This window comes from Paracoccus marinaquae (assembly GCF_018860165.1).
Classification (GTDB): Bacteria; Pseudomonadota; Alphaproteobacteria; order Rhodobacterales; family Rhodobacteraceae; genus Paracoccus; species Paracoccus marinaquae.
In genome coordinates, this window is sequence record NZ_JAHKNG010000024.1 from 37,939 (window position 1) to 54,645 (window position 16,707).

Genomic DNA, 16,707 nt, shown 5'->3' on the forward strand with positions numbered 1-16,707 from the left:
GCTGTCAGTCGCGCCGCGCCCGCATCGATTCTGCAAAGCGGCGGAACAGATAGAGGCTGTCCTGCGGGCCGGGTGCGGCCTCGGGATGGTACTGGACCGAAAAGACCGGCTTGTCCTCGACCCGGATGCCGCAATTGCTGCCGTCGAACAGGCTGACATGGGTTTCGATGACGCCCTCGGGCAGGGTCTGCGAATCGACGGCGAAGCCATGGTTCATCGAGGTGATCTCGACCTTGCCGGTTTCCATGTCCTTGACCGGATGGTTGGCGCCGTGATGGCCGTGGTTCATCTTGACGGTCTTCGCGCCAAGCGCCAGCGCCAGCATCTGGTGCCCGAGGCAGATGCCGAAGATCGGCAGATCGCGCGCAAGAAGTGCCTGGATCATCGGCACCGCATAGTCGCCGGTCGCCGCCGGGTCGCCGGGGCCGTTGGACAGGAAGACGCCCTCGGGTTCATAGGCCAGGACCTCATCGGCCGTGGCGGTGGCCGGCAGCACGGTCACATCGGCGCCATGCGCCACGAGCGAGCGCAGGATGTTGCGCTTGGCACCGTAATCCAGTGCCACCACCCGGAACGGCTTGCCCTCGGTGGCGGGGCCGAAACCCTTGCTCCACTCCCAGGATCCCTGATCCCAGCGATAGCTTTGCCGGCAACTGACCTCCCGGGCCAGATCCAGCCCGACCAGCCCTGGCCAGTCGCGGGCGCGGGCGATCATCGCCTCGATGTCGAAATTGCCGTCCGGGTCATGGGCCAGCACGACATGCGGCGCGCCCAGCTGGCGGATCGCACGGGTCAGCCGACGGGTATCCACGCCACCGATGCCGGGCCGGCCCCGCCGGCTCATCCAGTCCGACAGCTCGCCGGCCGCGCGCCAGTTCGAGGGTTCGGTCGGATCCCAGCGTACGACGATGCCGCTGGCGACCGGCTCGGTCGCCTCGTCATCCTCGGGGGTGATGCCGGTATTGCCGATATGGGGGAAGGTGAAGGTGACCACCTGACTGGCATAGGAGGGATCGGTCATGATCTCCTGATAGCCGGTCATCGCGGTGTTGAAGACCAGTTCCGCCACCACCTCACCAGGGGCGCCGAAGCCCTGACCGTAGAAGACGGTCCCGTCGGCAAGCGCTAGGCAGGCGGTCGGTTTTGTGGCCATGTCGGCACCTCTGTCTGAAATCAGCCGGTCAATAGGGGGCGCTCCGCCCGAGGTCAAGCCGTCAGCGGGTGCCGCGGGCGATTCAGCGCACTGCTTGATTCCATCGGCCTGCGGGCCTACATCGCGGGCTTTCGGGCTGGTGCCGCACCGGCGCCCCGCCCAAGGGACAACCCCGGGAGACGGACCCATGGACCTGCGAGCCAGATTGCAAGCCGCCACGAAGGACGCCATGAAGGCACGGGACAGCGCGCGCCTGTCCACGCTGCGCCTGATCGGCGCAGCGGTCAAGGACCGCGAGATCGCCGCGCGCGGCGACGACGGCGACAACAGCGAACTGACCGAGATGGACCTGATCGCGATCCTGTCGAAAATGGTCAAGCAGCGCATGGAATCGGCCAAGGCCTATGAAGAGGGCGGGCGGCTGGAACTGGCGCAGAAGGAAATGGACGAGATCGGCGTCATCCAGGAATTCCTGCCCCGGCAGTTGAACGAGGCCGAGACGGTCTCGGCGGTCGATGCGGTCATCGACGATCTTGGCGCCTCCAGCATCCGCGACATGGGCCGGGTCATGGCCGAATTGCGCGCGCGTCATGCCGGGCAGATGGATTTCGGCAGCGTCGGGCCGATGGTGAAGGCCCGGCTGCTGCATTAAGCCGTGAATGCCCCGGCGGACGGCCGCCCTGCGCTGGCCGGTCAGCTGCCCTTTCTGATCGACGATGGTGTCCGGCCGAACCAGCGCCGGCAGGATCGGGTGAACCCCGACTGTTCGGGAAAACCCAGAAGCCCTGACAACTGGCTGAGGGGGATCTGGGTCTCGGTCAGGAATTGCAGCGCCAGATCCTTGCGCAGGGTCTCCTTGATCTCCTCGAAGCTTGTGCCCTCCTCCTTCAGCCGCCGATGCAGGGTCCTTGGGTGAATGGCCAGCATCTCGGCGACGGCCTCGCGACTGGCCTTCTGCGTGCCCAGAACACGACGCAACGCCAGCCGCACCCGGGTGCTGACCCTGTCGCCCGGGACCCGGAAATGGCGCGACAGATAGTCCGCGGTGATCTGCTTCAGGGCCGGGTTGCCGCCGGGCAGGGATGCGTTCAGCGTGGCCGCCATCAGGTGCAGGGTCGCGCCTGCCTGATCCGCGGCCACCGGAGCATCGAAGAAACGGCGATAGCGGCCGAGCGGGGCGACCGGATCATGCGGCAGCGTGGCGAGCCTGAGATCGTAATGCTTGCCCAGCAGCACCTCGAAGAGCTTGTGCGCCGCGCCCAATGTCAGATCGATCATCTGCCGCTGCGGGGGACTGCCGGGCAACCGGATTTCGAGGGTCAGCTCGATCGCATCCTCGATCAGCGGGCTGTGGTCGTGGATCGACAGCACCAGCCCCGGGCTGTGGATGAACAGGTATCGCGATGCCAGTTCCAGTGCGTCGCGGGCCGTTTCGGCGCCCTGGACCATCACACCTAATGCGCCCAGATTCGCGATGTCATAATTCTCGGCGATGCGCAGCCCGAGATCGGGGCAATCGGCCGATGTACTGCTGGATTCAAGAAGCTGCGCCACCGTGCCCAGCGGCAGCAGTGCATCGTCATCCTGAATTGCCCCCGGTGGAATGCGATGGCGCTGCAGCAAGGGCGCGGGATCAACGCCGAGGCTGCGCATGACCTCTTCGTATCCCCGCAACCCGGCAGAACGTACCATGGAATTCATGTCCCGAAACGTTAAATGTTTGTCCCGCAGCGTCAAGATGAAGCTGCGGCAAAACGCTACATTGCCTCCTTGAGAATGCGGTTTGGGGAGGAACAGATGACCAGCAACACCGACAACCATTTTGACGTCCTGATCATCGGCGCCGGCATTTCCGGCATCGGCATGGCCTATCACCTGAAAAGCGAATGCCCCGGCAAGAGCTTCGCGATCCTCGAGCGTCGGCAGGCCATCGGCGGGACCTGGGACCTGTTCCGCTATCCCGGCATCCGCTCGGATTCCGACATGATGTCCTTCGGCTATGATTTCCGGCCTTGGACCGACACCCGGATCCTGGCCGACGGCCCCTCGATCCGGACCTATGTGAACGAGACCGCCCGTGACTTCGGCCTTGACCAGCATGTCCGCTTCGGCATCAAGACCACCGGTGCCGACTGGTCCAGCGCCGAGCGCCGCTGGACGGTGACGGCCGTTCATGAGGAAAGCGGCGAAGAGCGGGTCTATACCTGCAACTTCCTCGTCTCGGCGACCGGATACTACAACCACGACCAGGGCTATCTGCCGAAATTCCCCGGGGTCGAGGATTACAAGGGCCTCTGCATCCATCCCCAGCACTGGCCGGAAGACCTGAACTACAAGGGCAAGCGGGTCGTGGTCATCGGCAGCGGTGCGACGGCGGTGACGCTGATCCCGGCGATGGCCGATGACACGGCTGAGATCACCATGCTGCAGCGCTCGCCCAGCTATGTCTATACGCTGCCGGCCATCGACAAGATGACGGGCGCGCTGAAGCGAGTCCTGCCGGAAAGCTGGATCTACAGGTTCGCCCGCCGCCGCAACATCCTCGTCCAGCGTTCGATCTACAAGCTGTCGCGCCGTTTCCCGCAGACCATGCGCAAGATGCTGCTGCGCTCGGTGCGCAAGCAGGTCGGTCCGGAATTCGACATGCAGCATTTCACCCCGAAATACATGCCCTGGGACGAGCGGCTCTGCGCGGTGCCGAATGGCGATCTGTTCAAGGTGCTGCGCGAGGGCAAGGCCTCGGTCGTCACCGACCATATCGAGCGTTTCACCGAAAAGGGTATCCTGCTGAAATCCGGTCGCGAGCTCGAGGCGGACATCATCATCACCGCGACGGGGCTGGAACTGCAGATGCTGGGCGGGACCGAACTGACCATCGATCACCAACCCTCGCCGATCGGCAACCGGCTGACCTACAAGGGCGTTCTGGCGCAGGATCTGCCGAATTTCGCCTGGCTATTCGGCTATACCAACATCTCCTGGACGCTGAAGATCGACATGGCCGCGGATTATGTCTGCCGCGAGCTGAACGAGATGGACAAGCGCGGGGTCGATGTGGTCACGCCCCGGGCGCCCGACGGTGAAATGCTTGACGAGAACATCGTCGCAAGCCTTCAGGCCGGATATGTCAAGCGCGGCGAGGCGGTCATGCCGCGTCAGGGGCGCAGCGGTAACTGGCAGGTGGTTCATCACCTCGAAAAGGACCGCAAGATGTTCGGCAAGCCGGTGGATGACACGGCGCTGGAATGGTCGCGGGCGGCCTGAATCTCGGGCGCGGCCCCGGTGGCAGCGCCTCTTTTCCAAGGAGATACGATCATGAACAGCTACGAGATCGAAACCGTGGAATCCCGGTTCATCAGCAAGGGCGACCGCTGCGACGGCAGCCTGTGGCTGCCCAAGGGCGTCAGCAGGCCTCCGGTCATCGTCATGGCGCATGGTTTCGGCGCCATCCGCGATGTCGGCCTGCAGGCTTTCGCGGAAAGGTTTTCGGCCAGCGGCTACGCCGTCTATGCCTTTGACTATCGCGGCTTTGGCCATAGTGAAGGTAAGCCGCGGCAATGGGTCAGCCCGCGCCGGCAATTGCAGGACTGGGCTGCGGCCATCGCGCATGTCCGCGCCCTGCCGCAGGTCGATGGCGAGCGGTTGGTCCTCTGGGGGGTCTCGCTCTCGGGCGGGCATGTGCTGCAGACGGCGGCGCATGATCACGGCGTGGGCGCGGTGATCGCCCAGGTTCCGCATGTCAGCGGGCCGGCCAGCATCGCGCAGGTTCCGCCCTTGACGCTGCCACGCCTGTCGCTGGCCGGGATCCGCGACCTGATCGGCGGGGCCTTCGGCAAGCCGCATTATGCCGCGACCGTCGGCCGCCCGGGCGATGTCGCCGCGCTGAGCGCGCCGGGCGCATGGGAGGGTTATGTCGGCATGGTTCCCGAGGGCGCCCCGTGGGAGAACCGGGCCCGTGCCCGCGTCTTTCTTGAACTGCCGTTCTACAGTCCGATCCGTCATGTCCGCCGGATCAAGGCGCCGACACTGATCCTTGCCGGCAGCCGGGATACCATCGTTCCCGCCCGTTCGGCGCGGATCGCGGCGGAACGTATCCCCAATGGGCGCTTCGCCCTGCTGGATACCGATCATTTCGAACTCCACTCGGGCGAGGCGTTCGAGCGGAACATCTCCCTGCAACTGGCCTTCCTCGACGAGGTTCTGCCTGCAGCGAAGGCTGCGGCCTCGGACCACCAGACGGGCGGCAAGGAGGTCGCGGCCTGAGGGGCAGTCATACCCCCGTGGCGCGTCCATCGAAGTAGATGCACGAAACGGCCCTTGTGCGCCCGGGATCGCCCGGGCGCACACGTCATTATGCACGGTATTGGCGGGTCGGCGTGACTGTCGATCACTTCGGCGACGGACCGCCGCGCCTGGTCGGTGCGCCCGAAATCCTTGACCGGCAGGTGGGGTTGGCTGCCTCCGCTCAAGGCCATCGTCCTGACGCTCCTTCCGGCAAAATTATTGCCGTGATTGTGATGAGAAGTGATAGGATGTTACTCATCGCTTTCGCGCGTGGGCGCTTGATGCTGCCTGCCCTGGGAAGAGTGTGCGCTGTTGGGCGCACCTGTGGAGGATACCAGCATGCGCCTGCCGTTACCCGCTGCCCTTCTTGCAGCCCTGACCCTTGGACAGGTCGCCTCGGCCGAGCAGATTGTCGGCAAGGTCACTGGCGGTGGCGGTCCCGTTGCGAAATCATCGGTGGTGCTGTGGGTCGCGGGTGAGGCAGAGCCTGCAAAGCTGTCCGAAGCGACTACGGATCAAGACGGCGCCTTCCGCTTCGAATTTGATGCCGGGACGACGCATGGTGGCGTGCTCTACCTGACGGCCAGAGGCGGGGAAGCCAGGCTTGATGCGGTGCAGGCGGACAATCCGGCGATCGGGCTGATGGCAGTGCTGGGCGCCACCGCCCCAACGGAGGTGACGATCAACGAGCTGACCACCGTGGCATCGGTCTGGGCGGGCGCGCAGTTTCTGCAGGGTGATGCCTTCAGCGGACATGCCCTCGGATTGCAGATTGCCGCCGGCAATGTGCCCAATCTGGTCGAGATCGCGACCGGGGGGCTGGGCCCCGTGATCCAGGACCCCCTGAACAGCACCCAGACCACCTCGATGGCCACGATGACCACGGTCGGAAACCTGCTGGCGGGGTGCATCACTCGCGTTCAGCCTGACGCCTGCGAAAGGCTGTTCGAGGCGTCCACGCCACCCGGAGGACCCGCCCCGTCCGACACCCTGACCGCGGCGCAGGCGATCGCGCTGCATCCCTGGAACAGGCCCGCGGATCTGTTCGCGGTGTTTGATCACCTCTATCCGGCCCCGCAGGGGCCCGGTTCCCGCAGCGCTCCGTTCCGGCCCTATCTTTCCTTCGCTCCGGGCAGCTGGACCATTGCGCTGCGCTATGCGGGCGGCGGCCTGAGCGGCCTTGGCGGCATTGCCATTGACGGGGATGGCGATGCCTGGGCGGCAAACAACCAGATGGCGGGTTCGCAATCGACCATGTACGGCGGGATCGGCGGGACGCTTTCCGAACTCGCGGCGAATGGCCGGCCCCTTTCGCCGATGACCGCCGGCTATACCGGCGGCGGCGTGGATTTCCCCGGCTGGGGTCTGACGGTCGCGGGCGACGGCAAGGTCTGGGTGACAAGCATCGAGGGCAGGACGATCTCGGTCTTCGACCCGGCCGGACAGCCTCTGTCCCCGTCAACGGGCTACCATCTGGACGGGCAGCTTGGCGGCATGCAGGGCATCAACACGACGCCCGACGGCGATGTCTGGGCACTGGATTCCAGCAAGAGCCAGATCGTCCACCTGCCGGATGGCGATCCGGCCAGGGCGCGCATCCTCTGCCGCACCGTCGACGACAAGCCGGTTGACGGCACCTGCCAGGTGAAGGGGCCGTTCCATGTCGCCTTTGACCTGCAGGGGCGGGTTCTGGTCTCCAACGCCAATTCCAACACGGTGACGCGCTTCCCGGCGGATGACCCCGGCAAGGCCGAAGAGCTGCAGGTCGGCTACAGCCCGCACGCCATTGCCATCGACAGCCAGGGCAATGCCTGGGTTGCAAATACCCTGGGTGAGCCCGGCACCAAGGAGAAGCTGGAACTGCTTCGGACCAAGATCAGGAGCGAACTGGAAAGCAGGCTGGGTTCGGCCAGCGCCGGAGACGAGACGGTCGAAAAGTTCATCGCCCTCGTCCGCATCATCGAGGAATTCCCCGGGGGCAGTGTCAGCATGATACGTCCGGACGGCACGCAGGCGCCCGGCTCTCCCTTCAACGGTGGTGGAAGCGTCAGCGGCCCCTGGGGCATCACGGTCGATGGCAACGACCATGTCTGGGTCGCGAACGGATTTGGAAAGACGCTGACCGAACTCTGCGGCGTACGGATCGAGACCTGTCCCCCCGGCACGAAGACCGGCGACACGATCTCTCCGCCCGGGACGGGTTATGCCGGAAAGGGGATGCAGTTCCTCACCGGCGTCGCGGTGGATCCGGCCGGAAACGTCTGGGCGGCCAACAACATTGACCTGATGGATGAGGTCTGCCTGACGCAGACCCCGGACGAGACCGTCTCGACTCGCTGCGGCGGCAACGGCTTCGTGGTGTTCTTCGGTCTGGCGAAACCCGTCAGGACCCCGGTGGTCGGCAGTCAGGTGCAGGGCTGGTAAGCGGCAGTCGGGCGCCGCAAGGTCAGCCCAGTTCATGCCAGGTGCTGGCGGCGCCATCGCGCAGCCGCTCGACCACCGCGCCGCGCAGGCGTTGGGCCAGCGGCGACAGAGGACGCCGATGCAGGCTCAGCAGGTAATAGGGCGGCACCCGGATGTCGCGGGCCATGCGAAGCGTTGCGAAGCCGGCACTGACCGGTGGTTGCTTCAACAGTTGCGCAACCTCGTCCGAAAGCGGCGCGACCGCATCGGTATGCGCCAGATAGGCGATGGTCAGCAGCAGCGAGGGGCTGTTGACGATGTTTTGCGGCTCGGCCAGCCCGACGGCGGCGAAGGCGCCCAGCGTGGCCTCGCGGATCGGGGCGCCGCGCTGTTGCATGATCCACTCGTATTCCCACATCTCGGTCAGCGTGACCGAATGGGCGCGCGCCATCGGGTGGCTGGCGCGGACCAGGAAGCTGACCTTCTCGTCCTGCATCGGCAGGATGTCGAGGTCGCGGCTTTCGAATTCCGGCAGGATGCGGGCCAGCACGAAATCCATCTCGCCCGCCGCAAGATGGCCCAGAAGCTCGCGCGAGGGCATCACATCGACGGTGATATCGGCCTCGGGTGATTGTTGCTTGATCCTGCGGATGGCCGAGACCAGATAGCCGACCGCCGGGCCCGTGACCGCGCCGATCCGCACCGATCCGGCGAAACCGCCGCGCAGCGCGGTCACGTCCGAGGCCATGCTGAACATCTCGCGCAGGATCACCCGCGCGCGACGCAGGACGTTGCGCCCGATCTCGGTCGGTTCCATGCCCTTCGGCTGGCGCAGGAACAGCGGCGCGCCGACCTGACGCTCGGTCTCGGCCAACATCCGCGAGGCGGCGGGCTGGGTCATCGCGCAGGCCTGCGCGGCAATCTGCAGCTGGCCGTGTTCACCGATGGCATGGATCAGCCGCAGCTGCGCGGGCTTCAGCATCAGGCGGGCGGGAGTATTCGGCATATCTATTCCGGTATGCAGATTATGACAGATCTCATTTTACCATCATGCAGATGACTTGCTAGGGTTTTGCTGCGGCCCCTTGCCGGGCGGCGACAGAAGAATACGGCGGCGATGTGCCGTCACAGGGAGGAACAGCATGAAAATCAGAACCGCCGCGGTCGCGCTGGCGATCGGAGCATCGTGGCTTGCTGCCGGTGCGATGGCCGAAACCGTGGGTATCTCGATGCCGACGAAATCCTCGGCGCGCTGGATCGACGACGGCAACAACATGGTCAAGCAGTTTCAGGAAGCGGGCTACGAGACCGACCTGCAATATGCCGAGGATGACATCCCGAACCAGCTGGCCCAGGTCGAGAACATGATCACCAAGGGCGTCGACGTTCTGGTGATCGCAGCCATCGACGGCACCACGCTGTCGAACGCGCTGGCCAATGCCGCGGCCTCGGACATCAAGGTGATTGCCTATGACCGGCTGATCCGCGACACGCCGGATGTCAGCTATTACGCCACCTTCGACAACTTCAAGGTCGGCGTCACGCAGGCCAGTTCGCTGGTCGCCGGGCTGAAGGAACGCTTCCCCGACCAGAAGCCGTGGAATGTCGAACTGTTCGGTGGCAGCCCCGACGACAACAACGCCTATTTCTTCTATGACGGCGCCATGTCGGTAATCCAGCCGCTGATCGATTCCGGTGATATCCAGATCGTCTCGGGCCAGATGGGCATGGACACGGTTGGCACCCTGCGTTGGGACGGCGCCGTGGCGCAGGCGCGGATGGATAACCTTCTGTCGGCGAATTACACCGACAAGCAGGTCCATGGCGTGCTGGCCCCCTATGACGGGCTGTCGATCGGCATCCTGTCCTCGCTGAAGGGCGTGGGCTACGGCTCGGGCGACATGGCGATGCCGATCGTCACCGGCCAGGACGCCGAGGTGCAGTCGGTCAAGTCGATCCTCGCGGGCGAGCAGTATTCGACCGTGTTCAAGGACACTCGCGAACTGGCCCGCGTCACCGTCGGCATGGTCGATGCCATGCTGAAAGGCGGTGAGCCCGAGATCAACAATACCGAAACCTATGACAACGGCGTCAAGGTCGTGCCCTCCTACCTGCTGGAGCCGGTGGGCGTCGATGCCTCGAACTGGGAGAAGATCCTGATCGGCTCGGGTTACTACACCGCCGAGCAGGTCCAGTAAGCGCGCAAACCGGGCCGCCCCGCGCGGGGCGGCCCCCGTTTCGGAGATGCCGCCATGACCGCGCTTCTGGAAATGCGCAATATCACCAAGACATTCCCGGGCGTGAAGGCGCTGGACAATGTCAGCCTGTCGGTCCGCGAGGGCGAGATCCACGCCATCTGCGGCGAGAACGGGGCCGGAAAATCCACGCTGATGAAGGTGCTGTCCGGCGTCTATCCGACGGGCAGCTATGACGGCGAGATCCATTACGACGGCGGCACCGCCGCATTCCGCGGCATCCGCGACAGCGAGGATCGCGGCATCATCATCATCCATCAGGAACTGGCCCTCGTGCCGCTTCTGTCCATCGCCGAGAATATCTTTCTGGGCAATGAATGCGCCAAGGGCGGCGTCATCGACTGGCCCGAGACCTTCCGCCTGACCGAAGGGCTGCTGGCCAAGGTCGGGCTGCGCGAGGCGCCGGGCACCAAGGTGGACAGTCTGGGCGTGGGCAAGCAGCAGCTTGTGGAAATCGCCAAGGCTTTGTCGAAGAATGTGCGCCTGCTGATCCTGGATGAACCGACCGCCGCGCTGTCGGAATCCGACAGCCAGGCGCTGCTGGAGCTGCTGCTGGAACTGAAGGCGCAGGGCGTCACCTCGATCATCATCAGTCACAAGCTGAACGAGGTCCGCCGCGTCGCCGACAGCGTGACCGTGATCCGCGACGGCGCGACCATCTCGACCATCGACGCGCGCGGCGGCGATCTGACCGAGGACCGGATCGTGCGCGACATGGTCGGCCGCGACATGGCGCATCGCTATCCCGAACGGGAAAGGCGGGCGGGCGAGACGATGTTCGAGTTGAAGAACTGGAATGTCTGGCATCCCGAACATGCCGACCGGCAGGTGATCGAAGACCTGTCCATGAATGTCCGCGCCGGCGAGGTGGTGGGCATCGCGGGTCTGATGGGCTCGGGCCGGACCGAACTGGCGATGAGCGTCTTTGGCCGCTCATACGGGCGCAAAATTTCGGGTCAGGTGCTGCTGCGGGGGCAGAGGGCCGATGTCTCGACCGTGGACCGCGCGATCGGGGCGGGGCTGGCCTATGTCACCGAGGACCGCAAGACGCTGGGCCTGATCCTCGAGGAAACCATCCGCCGCAACACGGTTCTGGCCAATCTTGGCGCGGTCGCGCGGCGCGGTGTCGTCGATGAAAGCCGCGAGACCGAGGTGGCCGAGGACTATCGCCGCACGCTGCGGATCCGCACGCCGTCGGTATTCCAGAAGGTGATGAACCTGTCGGGCGGCAATCAGCAGAAGGTGGTGCTGGCCAAATGGCTGTTCACCGAACCCGATGTCCTGATCCTCGATGAGCCGACACGCGGCATCGACGTCGGCGCGAAATACGAAATCTACAGCATCATCAACGAACTCAGCGCGGCCGGAAAGGCCGTCATCATGATCTCGTCCGAGATGCCGGAGCTGCTGGGCATGTGCGACCGGATCTATGTGATGAACGAGGGCAGCTTTGTCGGCGAACTGACGGCCGACGAGGCCAGCCAGGAGGCCATCATGTCGCTGATCGTCAGGGAATAGGGGGAAGGTCATGGAACAGACCGAGCAGGCCAGCACCGGTATCGGCATCGGAGCCTATATCGCCAAGCATATCCGCGAATACGGGCTCTTGTTCGCGCTGATCGCGATCATGCTGTTCTTCCAGATCGTCACTGGCGGCGTGCTGCTGCGACCGGTGAACATCACCAACCTGTTCCTGCAGAACAGCTATATCATCATCATGGCTCTGGGCATGCTGATGGTGATCGTGGCGGGCCATATCGACCTGTCGGTCGGATCCGTCATGGGCTTTGTCGGCGCGCTGGCGGCGGTGATGATCGTCCGCTGGGACCTGCCGGTCTTTGTCGCGATGATCGCCTGTCTGGCCTGTGGCGCCGCCATCGGTGCGGCGCAGGGCTATTTCGTCGCCTATTGGAAGATCCCGTCCTTCATCGTCACGCTGGCGGGGATGCTGGTCTTCCGGGGCCTGTCGTTGTGGCTGCTGGCCGGGCAGTCGGTCGGGCCGTTTCCGCCCAGCTTCCAGTCGCTGGCCAATGGCTTCATCCCCGACCTGTTCGGCGTCGGCAAGCCGAATGTGCTGGCGCTGGCGGTGGGTGTGGTCACGGTTCTGATCCTTTTGTGGCTGGGTCTGCGGACCCGCGCCCGAAACGCCCGCTACGGGATCGAGGATGAACCCTTCGGCCTGTTCGTGCTGCGCAATGCGATCGTCGCCGCGGCCCTGCTGTTCGTGACCTGGAAACTGGCATGGTTCCGCGGCCTGCCGAACGTGATGCTGTCGATGGTGATCCTGACCGTGGTCTATGTGTTCATCACCGAACGCACCACGCTGGGCCGCAGGGTCTATGCCGTGGGCGGGAATGCCAAGGCCGCGAAACTGTCGGGCATCCGCACCGAGCGGCTGACCTTCCTGACCTTCGTCAACATGGGCTTTCTGGCCGCGCTCGGCGGGCTGGTCTATGCCGCGCGGCTGAACACGGCGACGCCCAAGGCCGGTTTCGCGGTGGAGCTGGACGTGATCGCTGCCGTCTTCATCGGCGGGGCGTCCATGGCCGGGGGATCGGGCAAGATCGTGGGCGCGGTGGTCGGCGCCTTTATCATGGGGGTGATGAACAACGGCATGTCGATCCTTGGCATCGGCATCGACTATCAGCAGGTCATCAAGGGTCTGGTGCTGCTGGCCGCCGTGTTCTTCGACGTCTACAACAAGAACAAGGAAGCCTGAGCCATGTTTCTGTCGCAACTGACGCTTTCCGGCGGCGACCGGGCAGTCGCCGCACGTCCGGATGAGGATGGCGCCGCCCATCTGGTCCCCGGCGCCCAAAGCACCCGCGATCTGGCCCTGGCGGCCATCGCCGCGGGCCGCAGCCTGGCCGACGAGGTCGAGGCGCGGGGGCAGGGCCGGGCGGTCGATCTGGCCGCGGCGCTTGCCGAAGGCCGCCTGCTCTTGCCGCTGGATCACCCGGATCCCGCGCATCTGCACCTGACCGGCACCGGGCTGACGCATCTGGGCTCGGCCGCGACGCGGGACGCGATGCACCAGAAGGAACAGGCGCGCGAGGATCTGACCGACTCGATGAAGATGTTCCGCATGGGGCTGGAGGGCGGCAAGCCCGGCGCGGGCCAGATCGGCGCCCAGCCGGAATGGTTCTACAAGGGCAATGGCCATGCCGCCGTGGCGCCGGGTGCCGCCCTGACCAGCCCGGGCTTCGCGCTGGACGCGGGTGAAGAGCCCGAGATCGCGGGCCTCTACGTCATCGGCCCCGACGGCACCCCCTTCCGGCTGGGTTTTGCGCTGGCCAACGAGTTTTCCGACCATGTGACCGAGCGCGGCAATTACCTGTGGCTGGCCCATTCCAAGCTGCGCCCGGCCAGTTTCGGCCCCGAGATGCTGCTGGGCGATCTGCCCGGCCATGTCGAGGGCGCCAGCCGGGTGATCCGCGATGGCCGGGTGATCTGGGAAAAGCCGTTCCTGTCGGGCGAGGCCAACATGTCCCACAGCCTCGGCAATCTGGAACATCACCATTTCAAATATGACCTGTTCCGCCAGCCGGGCGACGTGCATGTGCATTTCTTCGGCACCGCCACCCTGTCTTTCGCCGATGGCATCGCCACCCGTCCCGGCGACGAATTCGAGATCGCCTGCGACGCCTTCGGCCTGCCGCTGCGCAATCTGCTGACCCAACAACCCAATGACGCGGCCCCGGTCGCCGTCGCAGCCCTCTGAGGTTCGCCATGTCCTTCACACCCGCCGAATGGCCGCGCAGGCTGCGCTCGCAGGAATGGTATGGCGGCACCTCGCGCGACACCATCTATCACCGCGGCTGGATGAAGAATCAGGGCTATCCGCATGACCTGTTCGACGGCCGCCCGGTCATCGGCATCCTGAACACCTGGTCCGACCTGACCCCCTGCAACGGCCATCTGCGCGAACTGGCCGAAAAGGTGAAGGCCGGTGTCTGGGAGGCCGGCGGCTTTCCCGTCGAGGTGCCGGTGTTTTCGGCCAGCGAGAACACCTTTCGCCCGACCGCGATGATGTTCCGCAACCTGGCCGCGCTGGCCATCGAGGAACAGATGCGCGGCCAGCCCATCGACGGTGCGGTTCTGCTGGTCGGTTGCGACAAGACCACGCCCTCGCTGCTGATGGCGGCGGCCTCGACCGACATTCCGTCGATCGTGGTGACCGGCGGGCCGATGCTGAACGGCTATTTCCGGGGCGAGCGTGTCGGCTCGGGCACCCATCTGTGGAAATTCTCCGAGGCGGTGAAGGCCGGCGAGATGACGCAGGAGGAATTCCTTGAAGCCGAACAGTCGATGAGCCGGTCCTCGGGCACCTGCAACACCATGGGCACGGCCAGCACCATGGCCTCGATGGCCGAGGCCCTGGGCATGGCGCTGTCCGGCAATGCCGCGATCCCTGCGGTGGACAGCCGCCGCCGGGTGATGGCGCAGCTTTCGGGGCGGCGCATCGTGCAGATGGTCAAGGACGATCTGAAGCCTTCGGACATCCTGACCAGACAGGCCTTCGAGAACGCGATCCGCACCAATGGCGCCATCGGCGGCTCGACCAACGCGGTCATTCATCTGCTGGCGATCGCGGGCCGGGTCGGCGTCGATCTGACGCTGGACGACTGGGATCGCTGTGGCCGCGACGTGGCAACCATCGTGAACCTGATGCCCTCGGGAAAATACCTGATGGAGGAATTCTTCTATGCCGGCGGCCTGCCGGTGGTGCTGAAACGGCTGGGCGAGGGCGGGCAGTTGCACAAGGACGCGCTGACCGTCAGCGGCCAGACCATCTGGGACGAGGTGCGCGATGTCATCAACCACAACGAGGACGTGATCCTGCCGGCCGACCAGCCGCTGACCGATCATGGCGGCATCGCCGTCTTGCGCGGCAATCTGGCGCCGAATGGCGCGGTGCTGAAGCCTTCGGCTGCGTCCGAACATCTGCTGACCCATCGCGGCCGTGCGGTCGTCTTCGAGGATATCGACGACTACAAGGCCCGGATCGAGGACGAGGCGCTGGATATCGACGAGACCTGCGTCATGGTGCTGAAGAATTGCGGCCCCAAAGGCTATCCCGGCATGTCCGAGGTCGGCAATATGGGCCTTCCGCCCAAGGTCCTGCGCAAGGGCATCACCGATATGGTGCGCATCTCGGACGCGCGCATGTCGGGCACCGCCTATGGCACCGTGGTCCTGCATACCTCGCCCGAGGCGGCGGCGGGTGGACCGCTGGCGGTGGTCCGCGACGGCGACATGATCGAACTGGACGTGCCGAACCGCCGGCTGAATCTGGAGATCAGCGATCAGGATCTGGCTGCCCGGCTGGCGGAATGGAAACCCAGCCATGAACGCCCCGACAGCGGTTACGCGTGGCTGCATCAGGCCCATGTGATGGGGGCCGATACCGGCGCCGATCTGGATTTCCTCAAGGGCTGCCGCGGCAACCCGGTCGGCAAGGACAGCCACTGATGAAACTCGCGCTTGTCGGCATCGGTAAGATCGCGCTGGACCAGCACGTGCCGGCGCTGGCGGACAGCCCGGACTGGGATCTGGCCGCCACCGTATCCCGCCAGGGCCGGGTCGAGGGCGTCGAGGCCTTCACCCGGATCGAGGATATGCTGGCCGCGCGCCCCGAGATCGGCACGGTCAGCCTCTGCCTGCCGCCGCTGCCGCGTTTCGCCGCCGCACAGGCGGTGCTGCGGGCAGGGCGGCATCTGATGCTGGAAAAGCCTCCCGGCGCGACGCTGGCCGAGGTTCACGCGCTGGCCGATCTGGCCGCCGCGCAGGGCGTCAGCCTCTATGCCACATGGCATTCGCGCATGGCCCATGCGGTCGCCGCCGCGAAACGCTGGCTGGCGGGCGGGACCATCCGCGAGGGCCGGATCATCTGGCACGAGGATGTGCGCAAATGGCATCCCGGTCAGGACTGGATCTTCGAGGCCGGTGGCATGGGCGTTTTCGATCCCGGCATCAACGCGCTGTCGATCCTGACCGAAATTCTGCCCATGCCCGTGCATCTGGCCGAGGCGGATCTGGATTTCCCCGCCAACCGTCAGGCGCCGATCGCCGCGCGGCTGGACTTCGCCCAAGGCATCAGCGCCGATTTCGATTTCCGGCAGGAAGGCAGGCAGACCTGGGACATGGAATTCGTCACCGATGCGGGCAGACTCGCGCTGCGCATGGGCGGCAACCTGCTGGAAATCGACGGCGCGGCGGCGGGGGGCGAGGACAGCATCATGGGCGAATATCCCGCGCTTTACGCGCAGATGGCGCGGCTGGTGCGCGCAGGCGCGTCCGAGGTCGATCTGGCACCGATGGTGCTGGTTGCCGACGCCTTCACGCTGGGGCGCCGCAACACTGTTGAAGCATTCGAATTCTGAGAGGCAATGATGACCTTCACCCCTCATGGCAAGCATCTGATCGCGGGCGCGTGGGTCGGCGGCGGGGCGGTGTTCCGTTCCGAGCCGGCGCATGGCCCGGTACATGAATTCTCGGTCGGCACGGTCGATCTGGTGAACCGCGCCTGCGAGGCGGCGGAAGACGCCTTCTGGAGCTATGGCTACCTGAGCCGCGAGGCCCGCGCCGCCTTCCTCGAGGCGATCGCCGACG

At 65.4% G+C, this 16,707-nt stretch carries 13 protein-coding genes and 1 pseudogene; 11 read left to right on the forward strand and 3 right to left on the reverse strand.

Features of this window, described 5'->3' with window-relative positions; translation table 11 throughout:
- Positions 1-4: 4 nt before the first annotated feature.
- Positions 5-1,153 carry a glutamine-hydrolyzing carbamoyl-phosphate synthase small subunit gene (carA, locus tag KNW02_RS13360; RefSeq protein ID WP_216033778.1) on the reverse strand — a complete coding sequence of 383 codons (1,149 nt, stop codon included), beginning with the start codon at positions 1,151-1,153 and terminating at the stop codon, positions 5-7.
- A gap of 187 nt (positions 1,154-1,340) precedes the next feature.
- Between carA and KNW02_RS13365 the strand changes: the two genes are divergently transcribed.
- Positions 1,341-1,805: a GatB/YqeY domain-containing protein gene (locus KNW02_RS13365; RefSeq protein WP_216033779.1), complete on the forward strand. Its 465-nt coding sequence runs from the start codon at positions 1,341-1,343 to the stop codon at positions 1,803-1,805.
- 41 nt (positions 1,806-1,846) lie between these two features.
- On the opposite strand, the gene KNW02_RS13370 is transcribed toward KNW02_RS13365, so the two are convergent.
- Positions 1,847-2,845 carry an AraC family transcriptional regulator gene (locus KNW02_RS13370; protein ID WP_216033780.1) on the reverse strand — a complete coding sequence of 333 codons (999 nt, stop codon included), beginning with the start codon at positions 2,843-2,845 and terminating at the stop codon, positions 1,847-1,849.
- 105 nt (positions 2,846-2,950) lie between these two features.
- Here KNW02_RS13370 and KNW02_RS13375 point away from each other — a divergent pair, with 105 nt between their 5' ends.
- The 3 genes from KNW02_RS13375 (at position 2,951) to KNW02_RS13385 (ending at position 7,861) form a co-directional block, all read left to right on the forward strand.
- A complete protein-coding gene (locus KNW02_RS13375) occupies positions 2,951-4,417 on the forward strand; it encodes a flavin-containing monooxygenase (protein WP_216033781.1) in 1,467 nt (488 codons plus the stop codon).
- Between the two features lie 51 nt (positions 4,418-4,468).
- On the forward strand, positions 4,469-5,416 hold the full coding sequence (locus tag KNW02_RS13380; protein ID WP_216033782.1) for an alpha/beta hydrolase: 948 nt from the start codon (positions 4,469-4,471) through the stop codon (positions 5,414-5,416).
- A 360-nt stretch (positions 5,417-5,776) separates the two neighbouring features.
- Positions 5,777-7,861 (forward strand): NHL repeat-containing protein, encoded by a 2,085-nt coding sequence (locus KNW02_RS13385; protein ID WP_216033783.1) that lies wholly within the window; start codon positions 5,777-5,779, stop codon positions 7,859-7,861.
- Positions 7,862-7,883: 22 nt separating this feature from the next.
- Here KNW02_RS13385 and KNW02_RS13390 read toward each other — a convergent pair whose 3' ends face one another.
- Positions 7,884-8,846 (reverse strand): LysR family transcriptional regulator, encoded by a 963-nt coding sequence (locus KNW02_RS13390; RefSeq protein ID WP_216033784.1) that lies wholly within the window; start codon positions 8,844-8,846, stop codon positions 7,884-7,886.
- A 136-nt stretch (positions 8,847-8,982) separates the two neighbouring features.
- On the opposite strand from KNW02_RS13390, the gene chvE reads away from it, so the two are divergent.
- The 7 genes and pseudogenes from chvE to KNW02_RS13425 form a co-directional block, all read left to right on the forward strand.
- Positions 8,983-10,038 carry a multiple monosaccharide ABC transporter substrate-binding protein gene (chvE, locus tag KNW02_RS13395; RefSeq protein WP_216033785.1) on the forward strand — a complete coding sequence of 352 codons (1,056 nt, stop codon included), beginning with the start codon at positions 8,983-8,985 and terminating at the stop codon, positions 10,036-10,038.
- Between the two features lie 54 nt (positions 10,039-10,092).
- The gene (mmsA, locus tag KNW02_RS13400) at positions 10,093-11,613 is read left to right on the forward strand and encodes a multiple monosaccharide ABC transporter ATP-binding protein (RefSeq protein ID WP_216033786.1); all 1,521 of its coding nucleotides are present in this window, start codon (positions 10,093-10,095) and stop codon (positions 11,611-11,613) included.
- Between the two features lie 10 nt (positions 11,614-11,623).
- Entirely contained in the window at positions 11,624-12,814 is a 1,191-nt protein-coding gene (gene mmsB / locus KNW02_RS13405) for a multiple monosaccharide ABC transporter permease (protein ID WP_216033787.1), read from the forward strand.
- 3 nt (positions 12,815-12,817) lie between these two features.
- A complete protein-coding gene (gene araD1 / locus KNW02_RS13410; protein ID WP_216033788.1) occupies positions 12,818-13,816 on the forward strand; it encodes an AraD1 family protein in 999 nt (332 codons plus the stop codon).
- An 8-nt stretch (positions 13,817-13,824) separates the two neighbouring features.
- Positions 13,825-15,567 carry an L-arabinonate dehydratase gene (araD, locus tag KNW02_RS13415; RefSeq protein ID WP_216033789.1) on the forward strand — a complete coding sequence of 581 codons (1,743 nt, stop codon included), beginning with the start codon at positions 13,825-13,827 and terminating at the stop codon, positions 15,565-15,567.
- Complete coding sequence (locus KNW02_RS13420) at positions 15,567-16,478, forward strand: Gfo/Idh/MocA family protein (RefSeq protein WP_216033790.1); 912 nt, start codon at positions 15,567-15,569, stop codon at positions 16,476-16,478. The genes araD and KNW02_RS13420 overlap by 1 nt, the downstream gene beginning before the upstream one ends.
- A gap of 9 nt (positions 16,479-16,487) precedes the next feature.
- Positions 16,488-16,707, forward strand: a pseudogene (locus KNW02_RS13425) (aldehyde dehydrogenase (NADP(+))); the annotation flags it as partial.

Excerpts from the sequence above, each read along its gene's own strand:
- KNW02_RS13385 (WP_216033783.1), top strand. The coding sequence starts at position 5,777 with ATGCGCCTGCCGTTACCCGCTGCCCTTCTTGCAGCCCTGACCCTTGGA.
- KNW02_RS13420 (WP_216033790.1), top strand. The coding sequence starts at position 15,567 with ATGAAACTCGCGCTTGTCGGCATCGGTAAGATCGCGCTGGACCAGCAC.
- carA (WP_216033778.1), bottom strand. The coding sequence starts at position 1,153 with ATGGCCACAAAACCGACCGCCTGCCTAGCGCTTGCCGACGGGACCGTC.
- araD (WP_216033789.1), top strand. The coding sequence starts at position 13,825 with ATGTCCTTCACACCCGCCGAATGGCCGCGCAGGCTGCGCTCGCAGGAA.
- KNW02_RS13390 (WP_216033784.1), bottom strand. The coding sequence starts at position 8,846 with ATGCCGAATACTCCCGCCCGCCTGATGCTGAAGCCCGCGCAGCTGCGG.
- araD1 (WP_216033788.1), top strand. The coding sequence starts at position 12,818 with ATGTTTCTGTCGCAACTGACGCTTTCCGGCGGCGACCGGGCAGTCGCC.
- KNW02_RS13370 (WP_216033780.1), bottom strand. The coding sequence starts at position 2,845 with ATGGTACGTTCTGCCGGGTTGCGGGGATACGAAGAGGTCATGCGCAGC.
- mmsB (WP_216033787.1), top strand. The coding sequence starts at position 11,624 with ATGGAACAGACCGAGCAGGCCAGCACCGGTATCGGCATCGGAGCCTAT.
- mmsA (WP_216033786.1), top strand. The coding sequence starts at position 10,093 with ATGACCGCGCTTCTGGAAATGCGCAATATCACCAAGACATTCCCGGGC.
- KNW02_RS13375 (WP_216033781.1), top strand. The coding sequence starts at position 2,951 with ATGACCAGCAACACCGACAACCATTTTGACGTCCTGATCATCGGCGCC.
- KNW02_RS13380 (WP_216033782.1), top strand. The coding sequence starts at position 4,469 with ATGAACAGCTACGAGATCGAAACCGTGGAATCCCGGTTCATCAGCAAG.
- KNW02_RS13365 (WP_216033779.1), top strand. The coding sequence starts at position 1,341 with ATGGACCTGCGAGCCAGATTGCAAGCCGCCACGAAGGACGCCATGAAG.
- chvE (WP_216033785.1), top strand. The coding sequence starts at position 8,983 with ATGAAAATCAGAACCGCCGCGGTCGCGCTGGCGATCGGAGCATCGTGG.